The sequence below is a fragment of the Novosphingobium sp. genome, assembly GCF_040398825.1.
Classification (GTDB): domain Bacteria; phylum Pseudomonadota; class Alphaproteobacteria; order Sphingomonadales; family Sphingomonadaceae; genus Novosphingobium.
The window spans coordinates 157,559-176,347 of sequence record NZ_JBBATI010000003.1 but is presented as its reverse complement, the minus strand read 5'-3'; the positions used below and the strand labels follow the sequence as shown (position 1 = coordinate 176,347).

Annotated in this window: 17 protein-coding genes; 12 read left to right on the top strand and 5 right to left on the bottom strand. The window is 65.4% G+C overall.

The features are described from left to right. Positions 1-49 precede the first annotated feature (49 nt). From ABWP89_RS03155 to ABWP89_RS03145, 3 genes are read left to right on the top strand one after another with little or no spacing between them, the layout of a single operon-like run. Positions 50-685 (top strand): cytochrome b/b6 domain-containing protein, encoded by a 636-nt coding sequence (locus tag ABWP89_RS03155; RefSeq protein ID WP_353227160.1) that lies wholly within the window; start codon positions 50-52, stop codon positions 683-685. Between the two features lie 11 nt (positions 686-696). Beyond that, positions 697-1,938 (top strand): cytochrome c family protein, encoded by a 1,242-nt coding sequence (locus ABWP89_RS03150; RefSeq protein ID WP_353227159.1) that lies wholly within the window; start codon positions 697-699, stop codon positions 1,936-1,938. A gap of 39 nt (positions 1,939-1,977) precedes the next feature. After that, positions 1,978-2,604, top strand: a complete 627-nt coding sequence (locus ABWP89_RS03145) for a class I SAM-dependent methyltransferase (protein WP_353227158.1) — start codon at positions 1,978-1,980, stop codon at positions 2,602-2,604. A 12-nt stretch (positions 2,605-2,616) separates the two neighbouring features. On the opposite strand, the gene ABWP89_RS03140 is transcribed toward ABWP89_RS03145, so the two are convergent. Continuing rightward, complete coding sequence (locus tag ABWP89_RS03140; RefSeq protein WP_353227156.1) at positions 2,617-4,125, bottom strand: glycosyltransferase family 2 protein; 1,509 nt, start codon at positions 4,123-4,125, stop codon at positions 2,617-2,619. A gap of 189 nt (positions 4,126-4,314) precedes the next feature. On the opposite strand from ABWP89_RS03140, the gene ABWP89_RS03135 reads away from it, so the two are divergent. Then, entirely contained in the window at positions 4,315-4,884 is a 570-nt protein-coding gene (locus tag ABWP89_RS03135) for a cytochrome b (protein WP_353227155.1), read from the top strand. Positions 4,885-4,889: 5 nt separating this feature from the next. Here ABWP89_RS03135 and ABWP89_RS03130 read toward each other — a convergent pair whose 3' ends face one another. Continuing rightward, the gene (locus ABWP89_RS03130; protein ID WP_353227154.1) at positions 4,890-5,786 is read right to left on the bottom strand and encodes an alpha/beta fold hydrolase; all 897 of its coding nucleotides are present in this window, start codon (positions 5,784-5,786) and stop codon (positions 4,890-4,892) included. 143 nt (positions 5,787-5,929) lie between these two features. Here ABWP89_RS03130 and ABWP89_RS03125 point away from each other — a divergent pair, with 143 nt between their 5' ends. Further along, positions 5,930-6,220: a DUF1330 domain-containing protein gene (locus ABWP89_RS03125; RefSeq protein ID WP_353227152.1), complete on the top strand. Its 291-nt coding sequence runs from the start codon at positions 5,930-5,932 to the stop codon at positions 6,218-6,220. A 27-nt stretch (positions 6,221-6,247) separates the two neighbouring features. Here ABWP89_RS03125 and ABWP89_RS03120 read toward each other — a convergent pair whose 3' ends face one another. Both ABWP89_RS03120 and ABWP89_RS03115 read right to left on the bottom strand, forming a co-directional pair. Beyond that, positions 6,248-7,021, bottom strand: a complete 774-nt coding sequence (locus ABWP89_RS03120) for a DeoR/GlpR family DNA-binding transcription regulator (RefSeq protein WP_353227151.1) — start codon at positions 7,019-7,021, stop codon at positions 6,248-6,250. Positions 7,022-7,026: 5 nt separating this feature from the next. Then, the gene (locus ABWP89_RS03115) at positions 7,027-8,562 is read right to left on the bottom strand and encodes a glycerol-3-phosphate dehydrogenase (RefSeq protein ID WP_353227150.1); all 1,536 of its coding nucleotides are present in this window, start codon (positions 8,560-8,562) and stop codon (positions 7,027-7,029) included. Between the two features lie 117 nt (positions 8,563-8,679). Between ABWP89_RS03115 and glpK the strand changes: the two genes are divergently transcribed. Together glpK and ABWP89_RS03105 are read left to right on the top strand one after the other, a co-directional pair. Then, a complete protein-coding gene (gene glpK / locus ABWP89_RS03110; RefSeq protein WP_353227148.1) occupies positions 8,680-10,170 on the top strand; it encodes a glycerol kinase GlpK in 1,491 nt (496 codons plus the stop codon). Between the two features lie 4 nt (positions 10,171-10,174). Beyond that, a complete protein-coding gene (locus tag ABWP89_RS03105; protein WP_353227147.1) occupies positions 10,175-10,957 on the top strand; it encodes a hypothetical protein in 783 nt (260 codons plus the stop codon). A gap of 4 nt (positions 10,958-10,961) precedes the next feature. On the opposite strand, the gene ABWP89_RS03100 is transcribed toward ABWP89_RS03105, so the two are convergent. Continuing rightward, positions 10,962-11,885, bottom strand: coding sequence for a LysR substrate-binding domain-containing protein (locus ABWP89_RS03100; protein ID WP_353227145.1), 924 nt, complete (start codon positions 11,883-11,885; stop codon positions 10,962-10,964). A gap of 405 nt (positions 11,886-12,290) precedes the next feature. On the opposite strand from ABWP89_RS03100, the gene ABWP89_RS03095 reads away from it, so the two are divergent. From ABWP89_RS03095 to ABWP89_RS03075, 5 genes are read left to right on the top strand one after another with little or no spacing between them, the layout of a single operon-like run. Further along, the gene (locus ABWP89_RS03095; protein WP_353227144.1) at positions 12,291-13,535 is read left to right on the top strand and encodes an aromatic ring-hydroxylating oxygenase subunit alpha; all 1,245 of its coding nucleotides are present in this window, start codon (positions 12,291-12,293) and stop codon (positions 13,533-13,535) included. After that, entirely contained in the window at positions 13,525-14,784 is a 1,260-nt protein-coding gene (locus ABWP89_RS03090) for an aminotransferase class I/II-fold pyridoxal phosphate-dependent enzyme (protein ID WP_353227142.1), read from the top strand. The genes ABWP89_RS03095 and ABWP89_RS03090 overlap by 11 nt, the downstream gene beginning before the upstream one ends. Before the next feature lie 32 nt (positions 14,785-14,816). After that, on the top strand, positions 14,817-16,364 hold the full coding sequence (locus ABWP89_RS03085; protein WP_353227141.1) for an FAD-dependent oxidoreductase: 1,548 nt from the start codon (positions 14,817-14,819) through the stop codon (positions 16,362-16,364). After that, positions 16,361-17,506 carry an NAD(P)/FAD-dependent oxidoreductase gene (locus tag ABWP89_RS03080; protein WP_353227140.1) on the top strand — a complete coding sequence of 382 codons (1,146 nt, stop codon included), beginning with the start codon at positions 16,361-16,363 and terminating at the stop codon, positions 17,504-17,506. The genes ABWP89_RS03085 and ABWP89_RS03080 overlap by 4 nt, the downstream gene beginning before the upstream one ends. After that, a complete protein-coding gene (locus tag ABWP89_RS03075; RefSeq protein ID WP_353227139.1) occupies positions 17,506-18,780 on the top strand; it encodes a sarcosine oxidase subunit beta family protein in 1,275 nt (424 codons plus the stop codon). The genes ABWP89_RS03080 and ABWP89_RS03075 overlap by 1 nt, the downstream gene beginning before the upstream one ends. The last annotated feature ends 9 nt before the right edge of the window (positions 18,781-18,789 follow it).

The window sequence follows — 18,789 nt, the reverse complement described above, 5'->3', positions numbered from 1 at the left end:
GGCGGGCAGGCTCAATCCTTGTTGGACACCAGAGAATAAAACAGCCGCCATGGCCAGCGAAATCTGGCATCACAGCATGGCCCCGCAACAAGGGCGGATTCGCGCCAAAAGGGGCCAGGCGATGGATGGGGTGGCGCAGACAGGCGGAAAGGCGCGCGGATTGACGGACATTCCGGCACCTGCACCTGTGGCACACGCGTCTGTAGCCTGGGCCGATGCGTTGATCGGCGCTGCGGCCATGGCCTTGCTGGGCTGGGGCTGGGCCACGCGGCATGATCCGCGCTATGATCCGTCGGGCTGGGCCGGATACTGGATCGGGCTGGGCGGGACGCTGGCGATGGTGGCCGTGCTGGGGTTTTCGTGGGCAAAACGCCGGCCGGCGGGACGAATTTCGGTCCCGGCCTGGTATCGCGCGCATCTGGTGCTGGGGGTGTTTGGCCCGGTTGCGGTGCTGGTGCATGCGCGGTTTGGCTGGCGCGCGATCAACAGCGGGGTGGCGCTGGCGGCGATGGCGCTGGTGGTCGGCAGCGGGCTGGTCGCGCGCTATGCGCTGGGCCCGGCGCGGCGCAGCCGGTTCGCCACCCTGCGCCGGACGGCGGAGCTGTGGCATTACCTGCATGTGCCGCTGGGCCTGGTGCTGGTCATGGCGGTGATCGCGCACGTGTACATGGTCCATGCGTACTGATGCGAAGTTTGATGCGCCTGCTGGTACTGCTGGTCGCGCTGATCGGGATTGCGGGGGCCGCCGTGCGGGCGGAAACCGTGATCGAGCGGATGGTCAGCCCCGGCGCGCTGTCGGCGGGCCATGCCCGGCTGGAATCGCGCTGCACCGCCTGCCACCTGACCTTTCAGCGGCAGGCGCAGCCGCGTCAGTGCCTGACCTGCCACACCGGGATCGCCCGCGACATTGCCACGCACACCCGCTGGCACGGGCGGGTGGCGGTGGCACAGCGCAAACCGTGCAGCGGGTGCCATATCGAACACCAGCGCGGCGCGCAGCCAATCATTGGCCCGCCACTGGCAGTGTTGAAACAGACCGGGTTCAACCACGACACGATGACCGCCTATGCCCTGACTGGCGGGCATGCGCGCACGCGTTGCGTGGCCTGCCATGCCGGGATGGTGCGGCTGCGAGAGGCACCGCAGGCCTGCGCCGCGTGCCATGCGCGGCAGGATGTTCATCGCGGCCGGCTGGGCCCGGCGTGCCAATCCTGCCACACCACCGCGCGCTGGCGCGACCTGCTGCCGTTTGACCATGACAAAACCCGCTATCCGCTGACCGGGGGGCATCGCGCCGTGGCATGCAAGGGCTGCCATGCGGGTGAACAGTGGCACGGGGTATCGACCGCGTGTGTGTCGTGCCACGTCCGCGCCGACGTGCATCGCGGCGCCGATGGCCCGCACTGCGCGTCATGCCATCTGACCACGACCTGGCGCGCGATACGGTTCGATCATGACACTGTGCACGCGTTTCCGTTGCAGGGCGCACATGTGAAAGTCGCCTGCACCGGGTGCCATGCCAACACCGCGCGGCCCGCCAGCGCGCCGGTCGCCTGCGCCGGGTGCCACACCCGCGACGATGTCCACCGCGGCGCCGACGGCCCCAAATGCGCCGAATGCCACAGCCAAAGCACCTGGAAAGTGGCCAAATTCGACCACGCCAAAACCGCCTTTCCGCTGATCGGCTATCACACCCGCGTGACGTGCGTGGCCTGTCATCCCAAATCGGTGGACACGGTCAAACCGGGCAAGGCCTGCATCGATTGCCATGTGCGTGATGATGTCCACAACGGCGCGCTTGGCCCGATGTGCCAACGCTGCCATAAACCGACCGGGTTCATCATTCCCGGCGTGCCACGCATCCCGGGCAACCGCCATCCAAAGATGGAGGGCAAGGGCCGCCCGATCGATTTTCCGCGGTCGGGGCTGAAGGATTAGTACCGCGCGTTTGCAGGCGGTGAGGGGGAGTTTGGGGCAATGGCAGGGTTGTGGGACAAATTCGTGGTGCCGCGGTTGATCCGCTGCGCCTGCGGGCAGCCGGAAATCATGCATTTGCGTGGCATCATCGTGCCGCAGGCGCGTGGCGCTGTGTTTGAACTGGGCTGCGGCGGCGGGATCAACCAGCCGCTGTATGACTCGGCGGCGGTCACCAGTTTTTCCGGGATCGATCCTTCACCGCAATTGATGGCCGATGCCCGCGCCGCCGCGCAACGGCGCGGCTGGGCAACCGATTTGCGTGAAGCGACGGGTGAAGCCATCCCGTTTGCCGATGCCAGCTTCGACACGGTGGTCACCACCTATACACTGTGTTCGGTGGCCGACCCGGCGCGCGTGCTGGGTGAACTGCGACGCATTCTGCGGCCCGGCGGGCAATTGCTGTTTCTGGAACACGGGCGCTCGCCAGACGGTGGCGTGGCGGCGTGGCAGCGCCGGATCGAACCGCTGTGGAAACCGCTGATGGGCGGATGCCATCTGACCCGCCCGGTGGCCGATGCCATCAGCGCGGCCGGCTTTGCCATCCAACAGCGCGATGGCCGCTACCTGCCCAAAAGCCCGCGCTTTGCCGGGTGGATGGAATGGGGCAGCGCGATTCGCCCGGCCTAAACGTGGCGGCGGTCAGGTGCTGACGGTTTCGACTGACCGCGCCGCGACGACGACTGGCGCAGGAGCCGGCGCAGGATTGGCGACCGAGTGGGCCAGTGCGGTACGCTGCTGCTTGCCCCAGCCACTGCCGCCCGACAGAAACGCGATCCAGCCCCAGCATGCGCCGGCGTGGCGCAACAGCTGAAACGTGAACGGTTCAAAAAACGACGCGATCAGCGCGGGGCCAAGGCCCAGGCCGTCGCTTTGCCCGGTCCAGCGCCGATACAGCGCGATCGACCACAAGTGAAAGGTCAGATCGATGGTCACCTTGATCAGCATGACCACCACGATCGCCCCGGCAATCGGCAGCACCCCGCGCACCAGCAGCGAAATCAGGATGGCGAACGCGACCAGGCCATAGATCGGCTGGACGGTATCCAGCGCCTTGACCACCAGCATGCGCGTGCCCAGTTTTCCGAACGCCGGATTGCCGACCATGTCGCGGTTCCAGTGCTGGGTCTGCAAAAACCCGCCAAACCAGCGGCGGCGCTGGCGCATGAACGCCATCGGGCTGGCCGGGGCATCGGTGCTGGCGATCGCGCCGCCCACCACCCGCACGCGCCAGTCGGTGCCGGTTTCGTGCGCATGGCGGTACATGCGGTGGATCAATTCGTAATCTTCGACCATCGATTCGGGGTCAAATCCGCCGACCTGCACCACCGCCTGGCGGCGATAGCCGGCAAACGCACCGGAAATCAGCAGCAGCCCTTCCTGGCGCATCCATGCGAAGCGCGACATGAAATTGCGCACATATTCATAACGCTGAAACCACTGGAACACGCGCTGCGTGGGCCGCGCGCCGCAGATCGGCACCAGCACGCCGGTGGCCGCCACCAATTGCGGTTCGGCGGCAAAGGCATCGCGCATTGCCCGCAATGCGCCAGGCGCCAGCAGCGTATCGGCATCGACGGTCAGCAGCAATTCGGTATCGAGCAACGGGATCGCGGTGTTGAGCGCGCGCGCCTTGCCCCCATGCGGCAGGCGCAACCAGCGCAGTGACGGCAATACGAGCGAGGGAGCGCTTATTTCGCCCAGCGCAGGCTGTGTCAGACCATAGACCGCGCGCAGCACCCCGGCGCTGTCGTCGGATGATCCATCGTCCGCCAGCAGGATCACTTCTGGCGCCTGGTCCTGCGCGGCCAGCGTGTCGATGGTTATCCGCAGCGACGTTTCTTCGTTATGGGCAGCGATAATCGCGCCCAGCCGTGCGCGCGGGGCATCGGCCGGTGGCTGCGGAACCACCCGCATGGCATGGCGCACCGGCCACAGTTGCACCGCGGTAAAGCACAGCAGCAGCGTATCGTAACCGATATAGGCCAGCCCGACCGACCAGCCGAGCAGCGTGTTGCGAGTCACGCTCTGCCACAGCAGCAGCACCAGCAATGTCGGCCCGGCCCATGCCAGAACCAGCCCCATCCACGGTGCCAGACGCGGGGACAGGCGCGGCGACAGCGCGCGAAAACCGGGATCGAGGATGCTCATCGTGCGTGAATGTCCAATTCAAAATGAACCCGGGATTGCCAGCCCCTGCACGGCAGTACGAATTGTGCGAGGCAGCGGATGATGACCGCCCGAATTTGTTGCGCCGCGAAAAGGTACTTTGTTACTGGCGCGCGCCATGGCAGGTTTTCGCCAGTGTTGACACCCGTCAAATGCCAAAGAGGTTGCCCAATGCCCCAAAGACCACTCAGCGACCGCTATTCCACGGTTGCCGTCGCGCTGCACTGGCTGGTCGCCATCGGAATCGTTTACAATCTGGTGGAAACGCTGGTGTTCTTTGATGACAACACGCCGCGGTCGGCGATCGATCTGCACAAATCGGTGGGCATCACCGTCATCGGTCTGGTGGTGATGCGAATCCTGTGGAAAATCGGCAATCCCGCGCCAAAGCCGATGCCCAGCCTGAAAGTGTGGGAACGCAAGCTGTCGGTCAGCACGCATCACCTGCTGTATCTGCTGATGGCGTTTGTGCCGCTGGCCGGATGGCTGCACGATTCGGCGTGGAAGGGTGCGGCCACTCATCCGTTGACGCTGTATGGTGTTATCCCGTGGTTTCGCATTCCGCTGTTTGGCGGGATGAACGATGCGGGCAAGGATTGGTGGCACGAAACGCTGGGCGGCGTGCACGAATGGTCGGGCAAATTGCTGGCCATCCTGGTCGCGTTGCACATCGCCGGCGCGCTGAAGCACCAGTTCCTGGACCGGCAGCCGCAATTCCGGCGGATGTGGTTTGGGAAATGACCGCCTTACCCATGCGCCGGTGGCAGCCATTCGGCCAGGATCGCGTTGACTGCCTCGGGCGCTTCCTGTTGCACCCAGTGTGACACCCCGGGCAGGCGGCGCTGGGTCAGCTGCGGCACATAGCGGTCGGTGCCGTCCAGCGTTTCCAGCCCGAGCGCGGTATCGGCCTCTCCCCAGATTTGCAGCACCGGCACATCGACCATGCCGGTGCCCACATCCATGTCGGCGCGATATCGGAACGCGGCGCGGTACCAGTTGATCATCGCGGTCAGCGCGCCCGGTTCCGCCGCCGCGCGGGCATAGACATCCAGCACGGCATCGGGAAAGCGGCTCTTGTCGATCGCCATGTCGCGAAACGCACGGCGCAAACCTGCGCCGTTACCCCGCAACAGCATGCGTTCGGGCAGCACCGGCAGCTGAAAAAACGCCATGTACCAGCTGCGCCGCCGTTGCGGCCAATGGCGCAGCGCCGCGTTCAGGCAGGCCGGGTGCGGCAGGTTCATCACCACCATCCGTTCCACGGGGCGGATCTTGCGGATGGCGAAAAACCACGCCAGCGCGCCGCCCCAATCGTGCGCGATCAGCGTCAGCTTGCTCGCGCCGCTGGCATCGACCAGCGCGGCGACGTCTTCCAGCAGGCGCGGCACGCGATAGTCGGCCATCGCCGCAGGGCGGTACGATGCGCCATAGCCGCGCAAGTTTGGTGCCCATACGCGATAGCCCATGGCCGCCAGCACAGGCATCTGGTGGCGCCACGAATAGTGCAATTCGGGAAAGCCGTGCAGGCACAGCGCCAGATGATCGCCACTGCCGGCGGTCGCGACCTCAAAATCGTGGCCACCGGCGGTGATCTGTTCGATAGTGATGCCGCTGTCGGCATCCGGGGTCCAGCTTTGGGTCATGATCAGGGTCCCTGTCGGGGGTTGGGCAAGCATGCATCTTTGGATCGCATTGGCCCCATCGACAAGCCATGGTTGGCGCGGCATGACGGGCGCGGCGCTGTCAGCAGCGCCACCCACAGCAATGAAAAACGGGAGTCCTGGGGATGTCTGCCTATATGATCTTTATCCGTGACCGTCTGCGCGATGAGGCGGCAATGGCCGAATACAGCGCCCGCGCCGGGGCATCGACTGCGGGCCATCCGGTGGAACCACTGGTATTTTATGGCGCTGTTGAAACGCTGGAAGGATCGACCGCCGATGGCGTGGTGGTCATCCGCTTTCCCGACAAGGCCGCCGCGCTGGCATGGTATGATAGCCCGGAATATACCGATGCGCGCAAATTTCGCCATCTGGGCGCCGATTACCGCGTGGTGATTGTCGAAGGCATCGGCTGAGCCATTCCCGCCGAAGCGGACGCGCCGTCACCCGGTTTCGGTGACGGTGACGCCGCGTTCGGACAGGATCGCGCGCAAGCCCGCGCTGGTCATACGGTCGGTCACCAGGTGATCGATCGCATCGACCCCGGCGATGCGGATTGGCGCAGCACGCCCGATCTTGCTACTGTCGGCGACCAGAATGACCTTGCGCGCCTGGCGGATGATGCGCCGCGCCACCAGCACTTCATCGGCATCGAAATCAACCAGGTCGCCGGTTTCGGACAGGCCCGAAGCACCGATCAGCGCCAGATCGACGCTGAAATTGTCGATGAACTGGTCGGCCAGCGCGCCGATCACCGCGCGATCCCCCGCACGCACCTGGCCGCCGACCGCGATCACCGCGATGCCGTCGCGCCCGGACAGGCAATCGACCACGTTGAGGTTGTTGCTGATCACCATCAGCCGCCGGTGATGCACCAGATGGCGCGCCACCGCCTCGGTCGTGGTGCCGATGTTGATGAACAATGATGCGCCTTCGGGCACCAGCGCGGCGGCGGCGGCGCCGATCCGCGCCTTGGCCGCCGCCGCCATCCCGCGCCGCTGGTCATAGCGCGCGTTGGCAATGCCCGATCCCAGTTCCGCCCCGCCATGCACCCGCGCGATCAGCGCGCGATCGGCCAGATGGTTCAGATCGCGGCGAATGGTCTGTGGCGTGACCGAAAACTGCGCCGCCAGCATGGCGACATCGGCGCCACCGGCGGCGCGCACCGCTGCCAGAATACCAGCGCGCCGCGCGCTGCTGCCGGCACGATCAGCCATTCGCGTTATTCATGGTGCAATCCGGCCATAAACGCCTCGATCTGGTCGGCCGCCTGCGGCAACACGTGCAGCCCCATCCGGGTGCGTCGCCACAGCACATCCTGCGCGGTCATCGCCCATTCGTGACGGGCCAGATAGGTCAGTTCCGCCTCGGTCAGCCCGGCACCGAAATCGCGGCCCATGTCGGCGGGTTCGCGCACGCCTGCCAGCACCGTTTCGGCACGGCTGCCATAGGCGCGCGCCAGCCGGCGAAGCAGTTTGGGCGGCAAGGCCGGATGTTCGGACACCAGATCGGCCACATAAGCGTCGAAATCGCCCCCCGGCAGATCACCGCCCGGCAGCACCGCACCTGCGGTCCACGCCGGCCCGGCCATCGGGAAATGGGGGCTGAGTTTTTCCAGCGCATGTTCGGCCAGTTTGCGAAAGGTGGTGATTTTTCCGCCAAACACGCTCAGCAGCGGCGCTTCGCCCGGTGCGGCGTCCAGATCGAGCACATAATCGCGCGTCACGGCCGATGCATTGGCGGCGTGATCATCATACAGCGGGCGGATGCCGGCATAAGTCCAGCGCACATCGGCGGTGGTGACGGGGGCGGCAAAATAGCGCCGCACGGTTTCAAGCAGATATTCGGTCTCGCCCGGCGAAATAGTGGCGGGGCCGGGGGGCAGCGTCCACGGTTCATCGGTGGTGCCGATCAGCGTGAATTCGCCTTCGTAGGGAACGGCAAACACCACCCGGCGGTCGGGGTTCTGCAACAGAAAGGCATGATCACCGGGATACAGCCGGGGCAGCACGATATGACTGCCCTTGATCAGGCGCACGCCGCGATTGCGCTGGTTGGACGCGCTGGCCGGATCGCGCAGGCGCTGGATCACGTCTTCTACCCACGGCCCGGCGGCGTTGACGACCGCGCGCGCCTGCACATCGCGGGTGCCGGCGGCGTCGGTCAGCGTGCCCCGCCACAGGCCGCCCTCACGCCGCGCCGCAATCAGCCGGGTGCGCGTGGCGATGGTGCCGCCGCGCGTGGCCGCATCCATGGCGTTGAGCACCACCAGCCGGCTGTCTTCCACCCAGCAGTCGGAATAGACAAACGCCTTGGCCGCGCCGAGGTTTAGCCCCTGGCCCTGCGGTGCGCGGCGCAGATCGATGGTTTCGGTCGCGGGCAGGCGCTTGCGCCCGCCGAGATGGTCGTACAAAAACAGCCCCAGCCGCACCATCCATGCCGGGCGTGGTGAATTGAGCTGCGGCAGCACGAACCGCAGCGGCCAGATGATGTGCGGCGCCATGCCCCACAGCCGTTCGCGTTCGATCAACGCCTCTCGCACCAGGCGGAATTCGCCGTATTCCAGATAGCGCAGGCCGCCGTGGATCAGCTTGGTTGATGCCGACGAGGTGTGTTGGGCCAGATCATCCGCTTCTACCAGCAGCACCGACAGCCCGCGTCCGGCAGCATCGCGCGCAATGCCAGCGCCATTGATGCCGCCGCCAATGATCAGCAGATCATAGATGGGCTGATCCGGGGCTTGCTCTGGCTGGGCCATGGTGGGATGCTCCGAAAATGGTCGTGTGGCTGGAAAAACATAAAAACGAATTTAAAACGAACCGGAACACGGTATAACGAACATCAAACGAAAATGCGAGAGGGACAGGGAAGCACTATGGCGCAGCATATTCTGGCGATCGATCAGGGCACGACATCGACACGGGCGATCGTGTTTGACAGCGCGGCGCAGCCGGTGGCGACCGCGCAGGCCGAATTTGCCCAGCATTACCCCGCCTCTGGCTGGGTCGAACACGATCCCGAAGACATCTGGCGCGACACCCTGGCCACCGCGCGCGAAGCGATCGCCGCGGCCGGGCTGAGCGCCGCCCAGATCGCCGCGATCGGCATCACCAACCAGCGCGAAACCACCGTGATCTGGGACCGTGCCAGCGGCGAACCGATCTACCGTGCGATCGTCTGGCAGGATCGCCGCACCACCGACATCTGCCACCAGTTGAAGGCTGACGGATTGGGCACGCTGGTGGCGGAACGCACCGGACTGGTGCTCGACCCCTATTTTTCGGGCACAAAGATCGCCTGGATTCTGGACCATGTGCCCGGCGCCCGCGCGCGCGCCGAACGCGGCGAACTGGCGTTTGGCACGATCGACAGCTTTCTGTTGTGGCGGCTGACCGGCGGCGCGGTGCATGCCACCGACCCCACCAACGCCGGGCGCACGCTGGTCTATGATATCCATCGCCAGCAGTGGGACGAAGAGCTGTGCGCGGCGCTGCGCGTGCCGATGGCGATCCTGCCGGCGGTGCACGACAACAGCCATGTGTTCGGGGTGACCGCGCCGGGGCTGTTCGATGTGCAGATTCCGATTGCGGGCATGGCGGGCGATCAGCAGGCCGCGCTGTTCGGGCAGGTGTGCTTTCAGCCGGGTGAGGTCAAATCGACCTATGGCACCGGCTGTTTCATGCTGATCAACACCGGCGAAACCGCGCTGACTTCGCATGGCGGGCTGCTGACCACGCCGGCCTATCGGTTGAACGGGCGGATGACCTATGCGCTGGAAGGATCGATTTTCGTGGCCGGCGCGGCGATCAAATGGCTGCGCGACGGGCTGGGCGTGATCACCCATGCCAGCCAGACGCAGGACATGGCGACGCAAGTTGACGATGCCCACGGGGTGACGATGGTGCCAGCGTTTGCCGGGCTGGGCGCGCCGCATTGGGACCCGGATGCACGCGGCGCGATTTTCGGCCTGACGCTGGGCACGACGCAGGCGCATCTGGCACGCGCGGCGCTGGAAGCGGTGGGGTTCCAGACGCGCGATCTGGCAGCGACGATGGCGGCCGATGGCGCGGTGTGGCCGGCGGCATTGCGCGTCGATGGCGGCATGGCGGCCAATGACTGGCTGTGCCAGTTTTTGGCCGATCTGCTGGATACCCCGGTCGAACGGCCCGCGCATCTGGAAACCACCGCGCTGGGTGCGGCGTTTCATGCCGGCCTGGCGGTCGGGGTGTGGAGCGGGCTGGATGCACTGGCCAGCACGTGGCGCCGGGGCGGGCGGTTTGTGCCGGCGATGGGCGCCGAACGCCGCGCAGGCCTGGTGGCGCGGTGGCAGGATGCGGTGTCACGCACGCTGTCGCACCGACCGTAACCCGATGGCACGGTCGCCGCGCCACATGCTGATTGCGCTGGCCATGGGCTGGGCGATCGGCATGGGCGGCACGGCGCGTGCCGCGGACGAGGAAATCCAGGTTTACCTGAACGAGATCGGTGCCCCGCACCGGCTGGGGCTGGATCTGCATGTCAACTATGTGCCGTCGGGCGATGGCACGCTGGATTATCCCGGCGCGCAATCGGGGCTGCACCGGTTGCGGGTGACGCCCGAATTTTCCTATGCGCTGGACGACCATTTTGAACTGGGCACGTATCTGCCGCTGACGACGCTGGATGCCAGTGGCACATTGCGCGTGGATGGCTGGAAACTGCGGCTGAAATGGCTGGGCAGCCATTCCGAACACGGGTTATTCTATGGCGTGAATTACGAGATTGGCCGGGTCGCTTCCCGGCTGGACCAGAACGCCTGGAACAACGAGGTGAAGCTGATTGCCGGCTGGGACAGCGACACATGGATCATCGGCGCCAATGCCAATCTGGGTTTTGCGCTGTCCGGCCCGGCAAAGACCCCGGCCGATGTGACCCTGACCACCAAACTGGGCTACAAGCTGAGCAAAGACACCACGGTCGGGGTGGAAAGCTATAATGGCCTGGGCACGATCAGGCGCGTGGGCCATTTTTTCGACAATGACCAGTCCACCTTTGTGGCGATTGATTCGCGCGTGGGCCGGTGGGATGTCAATTTCGGCGTGGGCAAAGGGTACGGCAGCAGCAAAGACGATGTGATCGTCAAGCTGATCATCGGCGTGCCGTTCGGGACATAGACCGTTATTCGCCTGGCGCCACCCGTGCAGTCTCATCGACGCCGGACGTTTGCGCGAACTGGCGGATGATCCAGTCGCGCAGGCGAAAGATGGTGGGGTCCGACAGGTCTTCGGCATGGGTCTTCAGGTAATAGCCATAGCCGTCGGCGCTGATCGTGGCGAACGGCATGACCAGGTTGCCGGCCGCGATTTCGTCGGCAAACATGTCGATATCGGCCAGCACCACGCCATTGGCGGCCATGGCATAGCGCACCGCCGAAAACGCGGTATCGAAGGCAAGCCCGCCGCTGGTATCCAGCACGATCCGCTGTTGATCGGCAAACGTGCTCCACAGCAGCCCGCGCGGCTCGTTGTCGAGCTTTACATGCAACAGGTCCGCCGCGTTCAGGAATTCTTCGAGTGATTTGCCCTGATGCGCGGCCCAGGTCGCAGGCGAACACAGCGGTGCGACGCGGACCATCCACAACAGATCGGTCACGCGGTCATCGACACTGGGCCGGTCGAACACGATCGCCATGTCGACTTTGCCCTGCGGCGTGCCGGTCACGTTTGACGTGGTGACATCGATGCGGATTTCGGGATGTTGCTGGCGAAACCCGTGGAGCAGCGGCAGCGCGGTCTGGTTGAGCAGCGATGGCGGAATATGCAAACGCAAGGGCCGGCTTTCGCTGTCGCGGTTGCGCACGGTGTTCAGCGTTTCTTCCAGCCGATCGAGGCATTTGGCCACCACCGGCAACAGGATTTCACCCGCCTGGGTCAGCCGCAAGCCGCTGGCCGACCGTTCAAACAGCGGTTTGCCCAACAGGTCTTCCAGGCTGGAGACATGGCGGCTCATCGCCGATTGCGACACGGTCAGCGCCTGCGCCCCGGCGGTAAAACTCAGATGCCGGCCCACCGCTTCAAACGCGCGCAACGCGTTCAGCGGCAACCAGCGCCGGTTGATCAGGGGATTGGTCGCGATCGCACCACCTCCATCAGCTTGTCCTGGCGAAAACCGCCGCGCGCAAAGTTCACAAACGCCCACCGGATGGGCCAGTATCGGTGTCCTGGCAATGCGGATCGTTCGCGTGTGGGGCGGCAATACCACTGTCCTGCGCCGAAATCGCGTACCCGTTACCCCTTTCCCCACGCAAAAAATCGAATGTGCCCATGACATAATGGGATTCGCAAGGGGGCGCCGCCGCGTGTCATCAGGCGGCGGCAAGTGGCGGGCACCAACCATACCGTTAATCGGTTGGTGGGTGGTGCCACGGCAGGATCGGGTGCGGACCATTTTGCGGCCCGCGGGCCAACACGACGCAATGCTTGCGCAACGCAAAAAAGGATATGCCAGGTGGATATCGCATCGATCAAGGCGGCGATTGACAGCCGGCGGCCGGGTCACAGCCTGCCCCAGGCGCTTTACAACGATCCTGCAATGTTCGAATTCGATCTGCACGCGGCCTATGGCCGGTCGTGGCTGATGGCCGGGTTCACCTGCGAAGTGCCGGAACCGGGCAATTACGCCTCTATCCGCATCGGACCATGGCCAGTGCTGATCGTGCGCGGGCGTGACCGCCAGATCCGCGCGTTTCACAATTCGTGCCGTCACCGCGGCGCCGTGCTGTGCAAGGAAGGGCTGGGCAAAAGCCCGCGCATCGTCTGCCCCTATCACAAATGGACCTATGCGCTGGATGGCGCGCTGATGAGCGCGGCGCGCATGCCCGACGATTTCGATACCAGCGACCATGGCCTGAAACCGGTGCGGATCGAGGTGATGGCCGGGGTGATCTATATCTGCCTGTCGGATAATCCGCCGTCGTTTGACAAATTTCGCGCCGATTTCGAACCGCTGATCGCGCCGCACGATCTGGAAAATGCCAAAGTCGCGCGCGTGGAAACGCTGGTGGAAAAGGCCAACTGGAAACTCGTGCTGGAAAACGGGCGCGAATGTTATCACTGCCAGGCCTCGCACCCCGAACTGGCGCGCAGCTTTCCGGTCAGTTCAACCGCCTATTTCGATTACCACGGGGCGGAATTTGCCGCGATTTATGAAGCGCGCATGGCCGAGGCCGGCCTGCCGTGTGGACCGGTGGGTGAAGACTGGTGGCAGGCGATCCGTTTTCCGCTGAACCCCGGCATGAAATCGATGACGCTGGATGGCAACCTGGCGTGCAAAAAGCTGATGGTGCAGGCGGGCGATGGCGATATCGGGTCACTGCGCTGGGCGTTGGAACCACACGCATTTGCCCATGCCACTGCAGAACAGGTGTTTTTCTTCAGCGCGATGCCGACCAGCCAGCACGAAACGCTGGTGACCGCCAAGTGGCTGGTGCACAAGGATGCCGTCGCCGGGGTGGATTACGATGCGGAAGGCATTGCCGAACCGTGGCACACCACCAATCTGCAGGACCGCGACCTGGCCGAAAACAACCAGGACGGGGTCAACAGCCCCGGTTACACCCCCGGGCCCTATTCGCCCGAGGCAGAGGTGCTGGTGCTGCGTTTCGTCGATTGGTACTGCAACCGCGCCGCTGCCTATTGCGATGAGCAGCTGGGTCTGACCGCAGCCGGTTCGGGCGTGCTGCATGACGCGTGAAGACATGGCGTCGTTCCGGCCGGAAACGCTGGCGATTGCCGCAGGTTATGACCCCGCGACCGCCCAGGGTGCGGCCAAGCCACCGGTCTATCTGACATCAACGTTTGTCTATGACAGCGCGAGCCAGGCGCGCGACATTCACGAGGCCTATTTTCGCGGGACCGGGCCGATGGCAGGGCAGCCGGCCTATATCTATTCGCGGTTGTCGCATCCCAATCTGACCATGCTGGAAACGCGGCTGGCGGCGATCGACGGCGCCGAACGCGCGGCGGTGTTTGCATCGGGCATGGCCGCGCACAGCGCCATCGCCATTCAGCATCTGCGCCCGGGCGACAGCGTGCTGCACAGCCGCCCGATTTATGGCGGCACCGACGGGCTTTACAACCAGCTGATGCCGCATTTCGGCATTCATCCGGTGCCGATCCTGGATGGGTGCAATGGCGATCACATCCGCGCGCAGGCCGATCTGGCGTTGAGCAAAGGCCCGCTGGGGCTGATCGTGATCGAAACCCCGGCGAACCCGACCGCGGCGATCACCGATATCGCGCTGGTGGTGGCGATTGCCGACGAAGTGGGTGCGCGCACTGGCCGCCGCCCGCTGGTGGTGTGTGACAACACGTTCCTGGCGCCGTTTGCGCAACGCCCGATTGAATTGGGCGTCGATCTCAACATGACTTCGCTCACCAAATATTGTGGCGGGCACAGCGATCTGCTGTCCGGCGGGATCAGCGGCCGCGCCGAAGTGATCGAGCCGCTGTTGCAATTGCGCACGGTGCTGGGCACGCATTGCGATCCGTTCACCTGCTGGCTGGTGCTGCGCAGTCTGGAAAGCGTGGCGGTGCGGTCGGAACGCGCGATGGCCAATGCCATGCTGGTGGCGACATTTCTGCGCGATCATCCCAAGGTCGCCGGGATCACTTATCTGGGCTTCATTGCCGAAGGCACGCCGCAACGCGCGGTGATCGACCGCCAGTGCAAGGGATATGGATCGACCTTTTCGCTGCATCTGCATGGTGGTGAGGCAGAGGCGTTTCGCTTGCTTGATGGTTTGCGGCTGGTCAAACAGGCGGTCAGCCTGGGCGGATCGGAAACGCTGGCCTGCCATTCGGCAACCACCACGCATTACAATGTTCCCGCCGAAGCCCGCCTGGCGGGGGGCATCACCGATGGCACGATCCGGCTTTCGGTCGGCATCGAACATCCCGATGACCTGATTGCCGACTTTGCCCGGGCTTTGGATAGGGTATGACTGCCGCAACCGACGCGGCCGCCGGAGCAAGCATGACCGACAGAATTCACGATCCCCACGCAATCGATGGCAAGATTGCCGCGCCTGATGTCCTGCACGATGTGGTGGTGGTCGGCGCCGGCCCGGCCGGGCTGGCGGCGGCGCTGGCCGCGGCACGGGCCGGGCGGCAGGTTGTGCTGATCGATGAACACCCGGTGCCGCCGGGGCTGGCGGGCAGCGATGTGCCGTTGTGGTTTGGCGGCCGCGCGACCGCCGCCTTGCAGTCGCCCGAACGGCTGCTGGAAACGCTGGTCGAAAACGAACCGCTGATTGCCGAATGTTTTGAGGCCGGCGTCGATGTCCGGCTGGGCACCATGGCCTGGGGGCTGTGGCGCAACCGTGAGGCATGCGGCGTGTTGCCGCGCGCGATGCTGGGGCTGGCCGACGGACAGACATCGTGGACCGCCGGGTTTGCTCAGCTGGTGCTGGCGACCGGCGCGCGCGATTGCGCGCTGGCCTTTGCCGGGTGGGACCAGCCCGGGGTGATGGGTGCGCTGGCGTTTGAAACGCTGGTCACGCGCTATGACGCGTTTGCCGGCAGCCGCGTGGTGATCCTGGGTTCGGGTGATCTGGCGCTCGACACCGCGCGGATTGCTCTTGCACGCGGGATTACGGTCGCCGCGCTGATCGAAGTGCGCGATGCCGTGCAGGGTACCGGCGCAGCAGCCGCCGCGCCAATCCTGACCGCGCACCGCCTGATCCGCGCCGAAGGCGGGATCGACGGGGTGGAACGCGTTATTGTCGCTGATGCCGATGGTACCGAACACACGATCGCCTGCGACACCGTGATCATGGCGATCGATGCCGTGCCGGCGATCGAACTGGCCGAAGTGGCCGGCGCCGCAGTGGTGACCGAACCTTTGCGCGGCGGCGCGGTCATCCCCGCCGGCGCGGGCGAAGTGCTGCCGTGCGTGTGGATGGCGGGCGCCGCCACCGGGCTGCTGGCATCGCGGGACGATGCGGCGGCGCAGGGCGCTGCGGTGATGGCCATGGCGCTGGGGCAACCAGTGACCATGCCGGCACCCGCCGGCACCTTTGACCGCATGGCCTATCGCGCCGAATGGCTGCGCGCTCTGGTCGCGACCAGCCCTGATACGACCATGGTGTGCCAATGCGAAGAGGTGAGCCGCGCCGATCTGATCGGGGTGCAGCCGCCGCAATATCTACCCCGGTCCGACACCATGCGTGCTCGCTCGCTCGATACCTTGCTCGATGACGGGCCGCCCGATGCCGAACAGGTCAAACGCCTGACCCGCGCCGGGATGGGGCTGTGCCAGGGGCGCCGCTGCCGCGAACAGGTGTCGCTGCTGCTGGCGATGTCGGCCAACCTGCCGCCCCGCTCCGCGCCGCGCGGCAACTGGCGCGTGCCGGTGCGCCCGGTGCCGCTGGGGGTGCTGGCGGACTGGAACGAAACCGCCGCAATGTCTGCCGGGTGGGACGTGTGGTTCGGCATCGGCACGCAATGGATTCCCTACAAGGATATCGGCACCGAGGCGGAAACGCGCAAACTGGCGACCCTGGCGGGGAGCATGCACATATGACCGCCAAGGACACGCATTACGACGTCATCGTGATCGGCGCGGGCGTTACCGGGCTGTCGGCGGCGTGGTGGCTGGCGCGCGATGGCAAATCGGTGCTGGTGCTGGACAAGGGGGTGGTCGGGGCAGAGGCCTCCAGCCGCAACGGCGGCGGCGCCAGCCATTACCAAAGCCCGCTGTTTGCCGAAGAACAGCGGTTGTGGCCGATGATGGATGATCTGCTGGGCTATCCCACCGAACACCAGCGCGAACGCGTGATCATTGCCACCAACCAGCACGATCTGGATCACTATCACTTCGTCGCCGAAAATTGCGATGAAATGGGCTGGCCGGTCGATCGTATCGATGCGCAGACCGCGCGCGACATGGTGCCGATCGCCGGCGACAATTGCCTGGGCGGCATCCATTTCCGCTTTGGCGGGCATGCCAACCCGCAACGCACGGTGCAGGCCTATGCCTGGGCGCTGAAGGATCACGGCGGGCGCGTGATCCAGCATTGCCCGGTGCTGTCGATTGAAACACAGGGCGGGGCGGTGACCGGGGTGACCACGCCGCAGGGGCATTTTTCGTGCGGCGCGCTGGTGGTGGCGGCCGGGCCGCAGATCGCCGGTTTGCTGGCGCCGCTGGGCATCGACGTGCCGCTAATGGCGGCACGCGCGGAAATGATCGTGACCGAACCGGCGCCGCTGATGCGGCTGGGCGGGGTTGATGGCAACGGATTGTATGGCCGGCAGACGATGCGCGGCAATCTGGCGTTTGGCGGCGGCCCGCACGAATGGATCGATACCGAGGCACAGGGCCCGCGCGCGCGCCCGACCACGCCGCTATCGCGCAGCCTGGCGCGGCGCGTGGCCGAACTGTTTCCCAAGGCCGCGCATATCAACGTGATCCGGTCATGGGCCGGGATCGTTGAAAACACGCCCGATGGCCGGCCGATCCTGGACCGGATCGACAATCTGGTGATCGCCACGATGTCGGGGGTCGGGTTTGGCCTGTCGCCCGCTACCGGGCACGCGGTGCGCGATCTGGTGGTCGATGGCGCGTGCAGTTTTACCGATATCGCCAAATTGGCGCTGTCGCGCTTTGACGGTCTGGAGGCCGACTGGCGCGAAACACGCGGCTGGCTGCCGTTGACGGCCGCCTGATGGGCAATCCGGGGTATTCGGCACTATCGCTGTTGCGCGGGGCGCTCGGCGGGCATCGGCACTGGGGCCGGGCGTGGCGCGCGGCGGAACCGGGCGGGCCATACGATGTGATCATCATCGGCGGTGGCGGGCATGGGCTGGCCACCGCCTATTACCTGGCGCACGAACATGGCGTCCGGCGGATTGCGGTGCTGGAAAAGGGCTATATCGGCGGGGGCAATACCGGCCGCAACACCACCATCGTGCGATCGAATTACCGGCTGCCGCAGTTGCAGCGGATGCTCGATTATTCGTTGAAGCTGTGGCACTCGTTGTCCGACGAATTGAATTACAACGTGATGTTTTCCCCGCGCGGGGCGCTGTTCCTGGGCCACAGCGATGCCGACATGGCAAAGCTGGCCGAACGCGGTGACGCGCTGATCGCGATGGGCATCGATGCCGAACTGATGGACAGCGCTGCGGTGGCCAAACTGGTGCCGCTGTTCGACATGCGCCGCGATGCGCGCTGGCCGATCGATGGCGGGCTGATCCAGCATCGCGGCGGCACCGCGCGGCATGATGCGGTGGCCTGGGGCTTTGCCCGGGCGGCCGACAATCTGGGCGTGGACATCATCGAAAATTGCGAAGTCACCGGTTTCCTGCGCGATGGCGACAGTGCCGGCGGGCGCGTGACCGGGGTGCGCACCACCCGCGGCGATATCCACGGCGGGCGTACCGCGATCTGCGTGGCGGGCAACAGCGGGCACGTGGCCGGGCTGGCCGGGCTGCAACTGCCGATCGAAAGCCACACGTTGCAGGCGTGGGTGACCGAACCGGTCAAGCCGATGATCGACACCGTGGTCATGTCGCAATCGCTGCACTGCTATTTTTCGCAAAGTGACAAGGGCGGCATGGTCGGCGGCGGTGATCCTGACATGTTCCCCAGTTATGCCCAGCGCGGCGCGCCGATCCGGCTGGAAGATTCGATTGCGCAGGCGATCGCGCTGGTGCCGGCGCTGTCACGCCTGCGCATGGTGCGCAGCTGGGCCGGGGTGACCGACATGAGCTTTGACGGTGCGCCGATCATTGGTGAAACCCCGCTGCCCGGGCTCTATCTCAACGGCGGCTGGTGTTATGGCGGGTTCAAGGCGACGCCCGGATCGGGGCGGCTCTATGCCCATCTGCTGGCCACCGGCACCAGCCATCCGATTGCCGCGCCGTTTGATCTTGCCCGCTTTGCCGCCGGACGCACGATCGATGAGGCCGGTGTCGGCCCCATGCCGCAGCATCGCTAGGGGATTGTG

What these genes read in the sequence shown, in the direction of transcription:
- ABWP89_RS03155 (WP_353227160.1), top strand. Translation starts at nt 50, where the DNA reads ATGGCCAGCGAAATCTGGCATCACAGCATGGCCCCGCAACAAGGGCGG.
- ABWP89_RS03150 (WP_353227159.1), top strand. Translation starts at nt 697, where the DNA reads ATGCGCCTGCTGGTACTGCTGGTCGCGCTGATCGGGATTGCGGGGGCC.
- ABWP89_RS03145 (WP_353227158.1), top strand. Translation starts at nt 1,978, where the DNA reads ATGGCAGGGTTGTGGGACAAATTCGTGGTGCCGCGGTTGATCCGCTGC.
- ABWP89_RS03140 (WP_353227156.1), bottom strand. Translation starts at nt 4,125, where the DNA reads ATGAGCATCCTCGATCCCGGTTTTCGCGCGCTGTCGCCGCGCCTGTCC.
- ABWP89_RS03135 (WP_353227155.1), top strand. Translation starts at nt 4,315, where the DNA reads ATGCCCCAAAGACCACTCAGCGACCGCTATTCCACGGTTGCCGTCGCG.
- ABWP89_RS03130 (WP_353227154.1), bottom strand. Translation starts at nt 5,786, where the DNA reads ATGACCCAAAGCTGGACCCCGGATGCCGACAGCGGCATCACTATCGAA.
- ABWP89_RS03125 (WP_353227152.1), top strand. Translation starts at nt 5,930, where the DNA reads ATGTCTGCCTATATGATCTTTATCCGTGACCGTCTGCGCGATGAGGCG.
- ABWP89_RS03120 (WP_353227151.1), bottom strand. Translation starts at nt 7,021, where the DNA reads ATGGCTGATCGTGCCGGCAGCAGCGCGCGGCGCGCTGGTATTCTGGCA.
- ABWP89_RS03115 (WP_353227150.1), bottom strand. Translation starts at nt 8,562, where the DNA reads ATGGCCCAGCCAGAGCAAGCCCCGGATCAGCCCATCTATGATCTGCTG.
- glpK (WP_353227148.1), top strand. Translation starts at nt 8,680, where the DNA reads ATGGCGCAGCATATTCTGGCGATCGATCAGGGCACGACATCGACACGG.
- ABWP89_RS03105 (WP_353227147.1), top strand. Translation starts at nt 10,175, where the DNA reads ATGGCACGGTCGCCGCGCCACATGCTGATTGCGCTGGCCATGGGCTGG.
- ABWP89_RS03090 (WP_353227142.1), top strand. Translation starts at nt 13,525, where the DNA reads ATGACGCGTGAAGACATGGCGTCGTTCCGGCCGGAAACGCTGGCGATT.
- ABWP89_RS03085 (WP_353227141.1), top strand. Translation starts at nt 14,817, where the DNA reads ATGACCGACAGAATTCACGATCCCCACGCAATCGATGGCAAGATTGCC.
- ABWP89_RS03080 (WP_353227140.1), top strand. Translation starts at nt 16,361, where the DNA reads ATGACCGCCAAGGACACGCATTACGACGTCATCGTGATCGGCGCGGGC.
- ABWP89_RS03075 (WP_353227139.1), top strand. Translation starts at nt 17,506, where the DNA reads ATGGGCAATCCGGGGTATTCGGCACTATCGCTGTTGCGCGGGGCGCTC.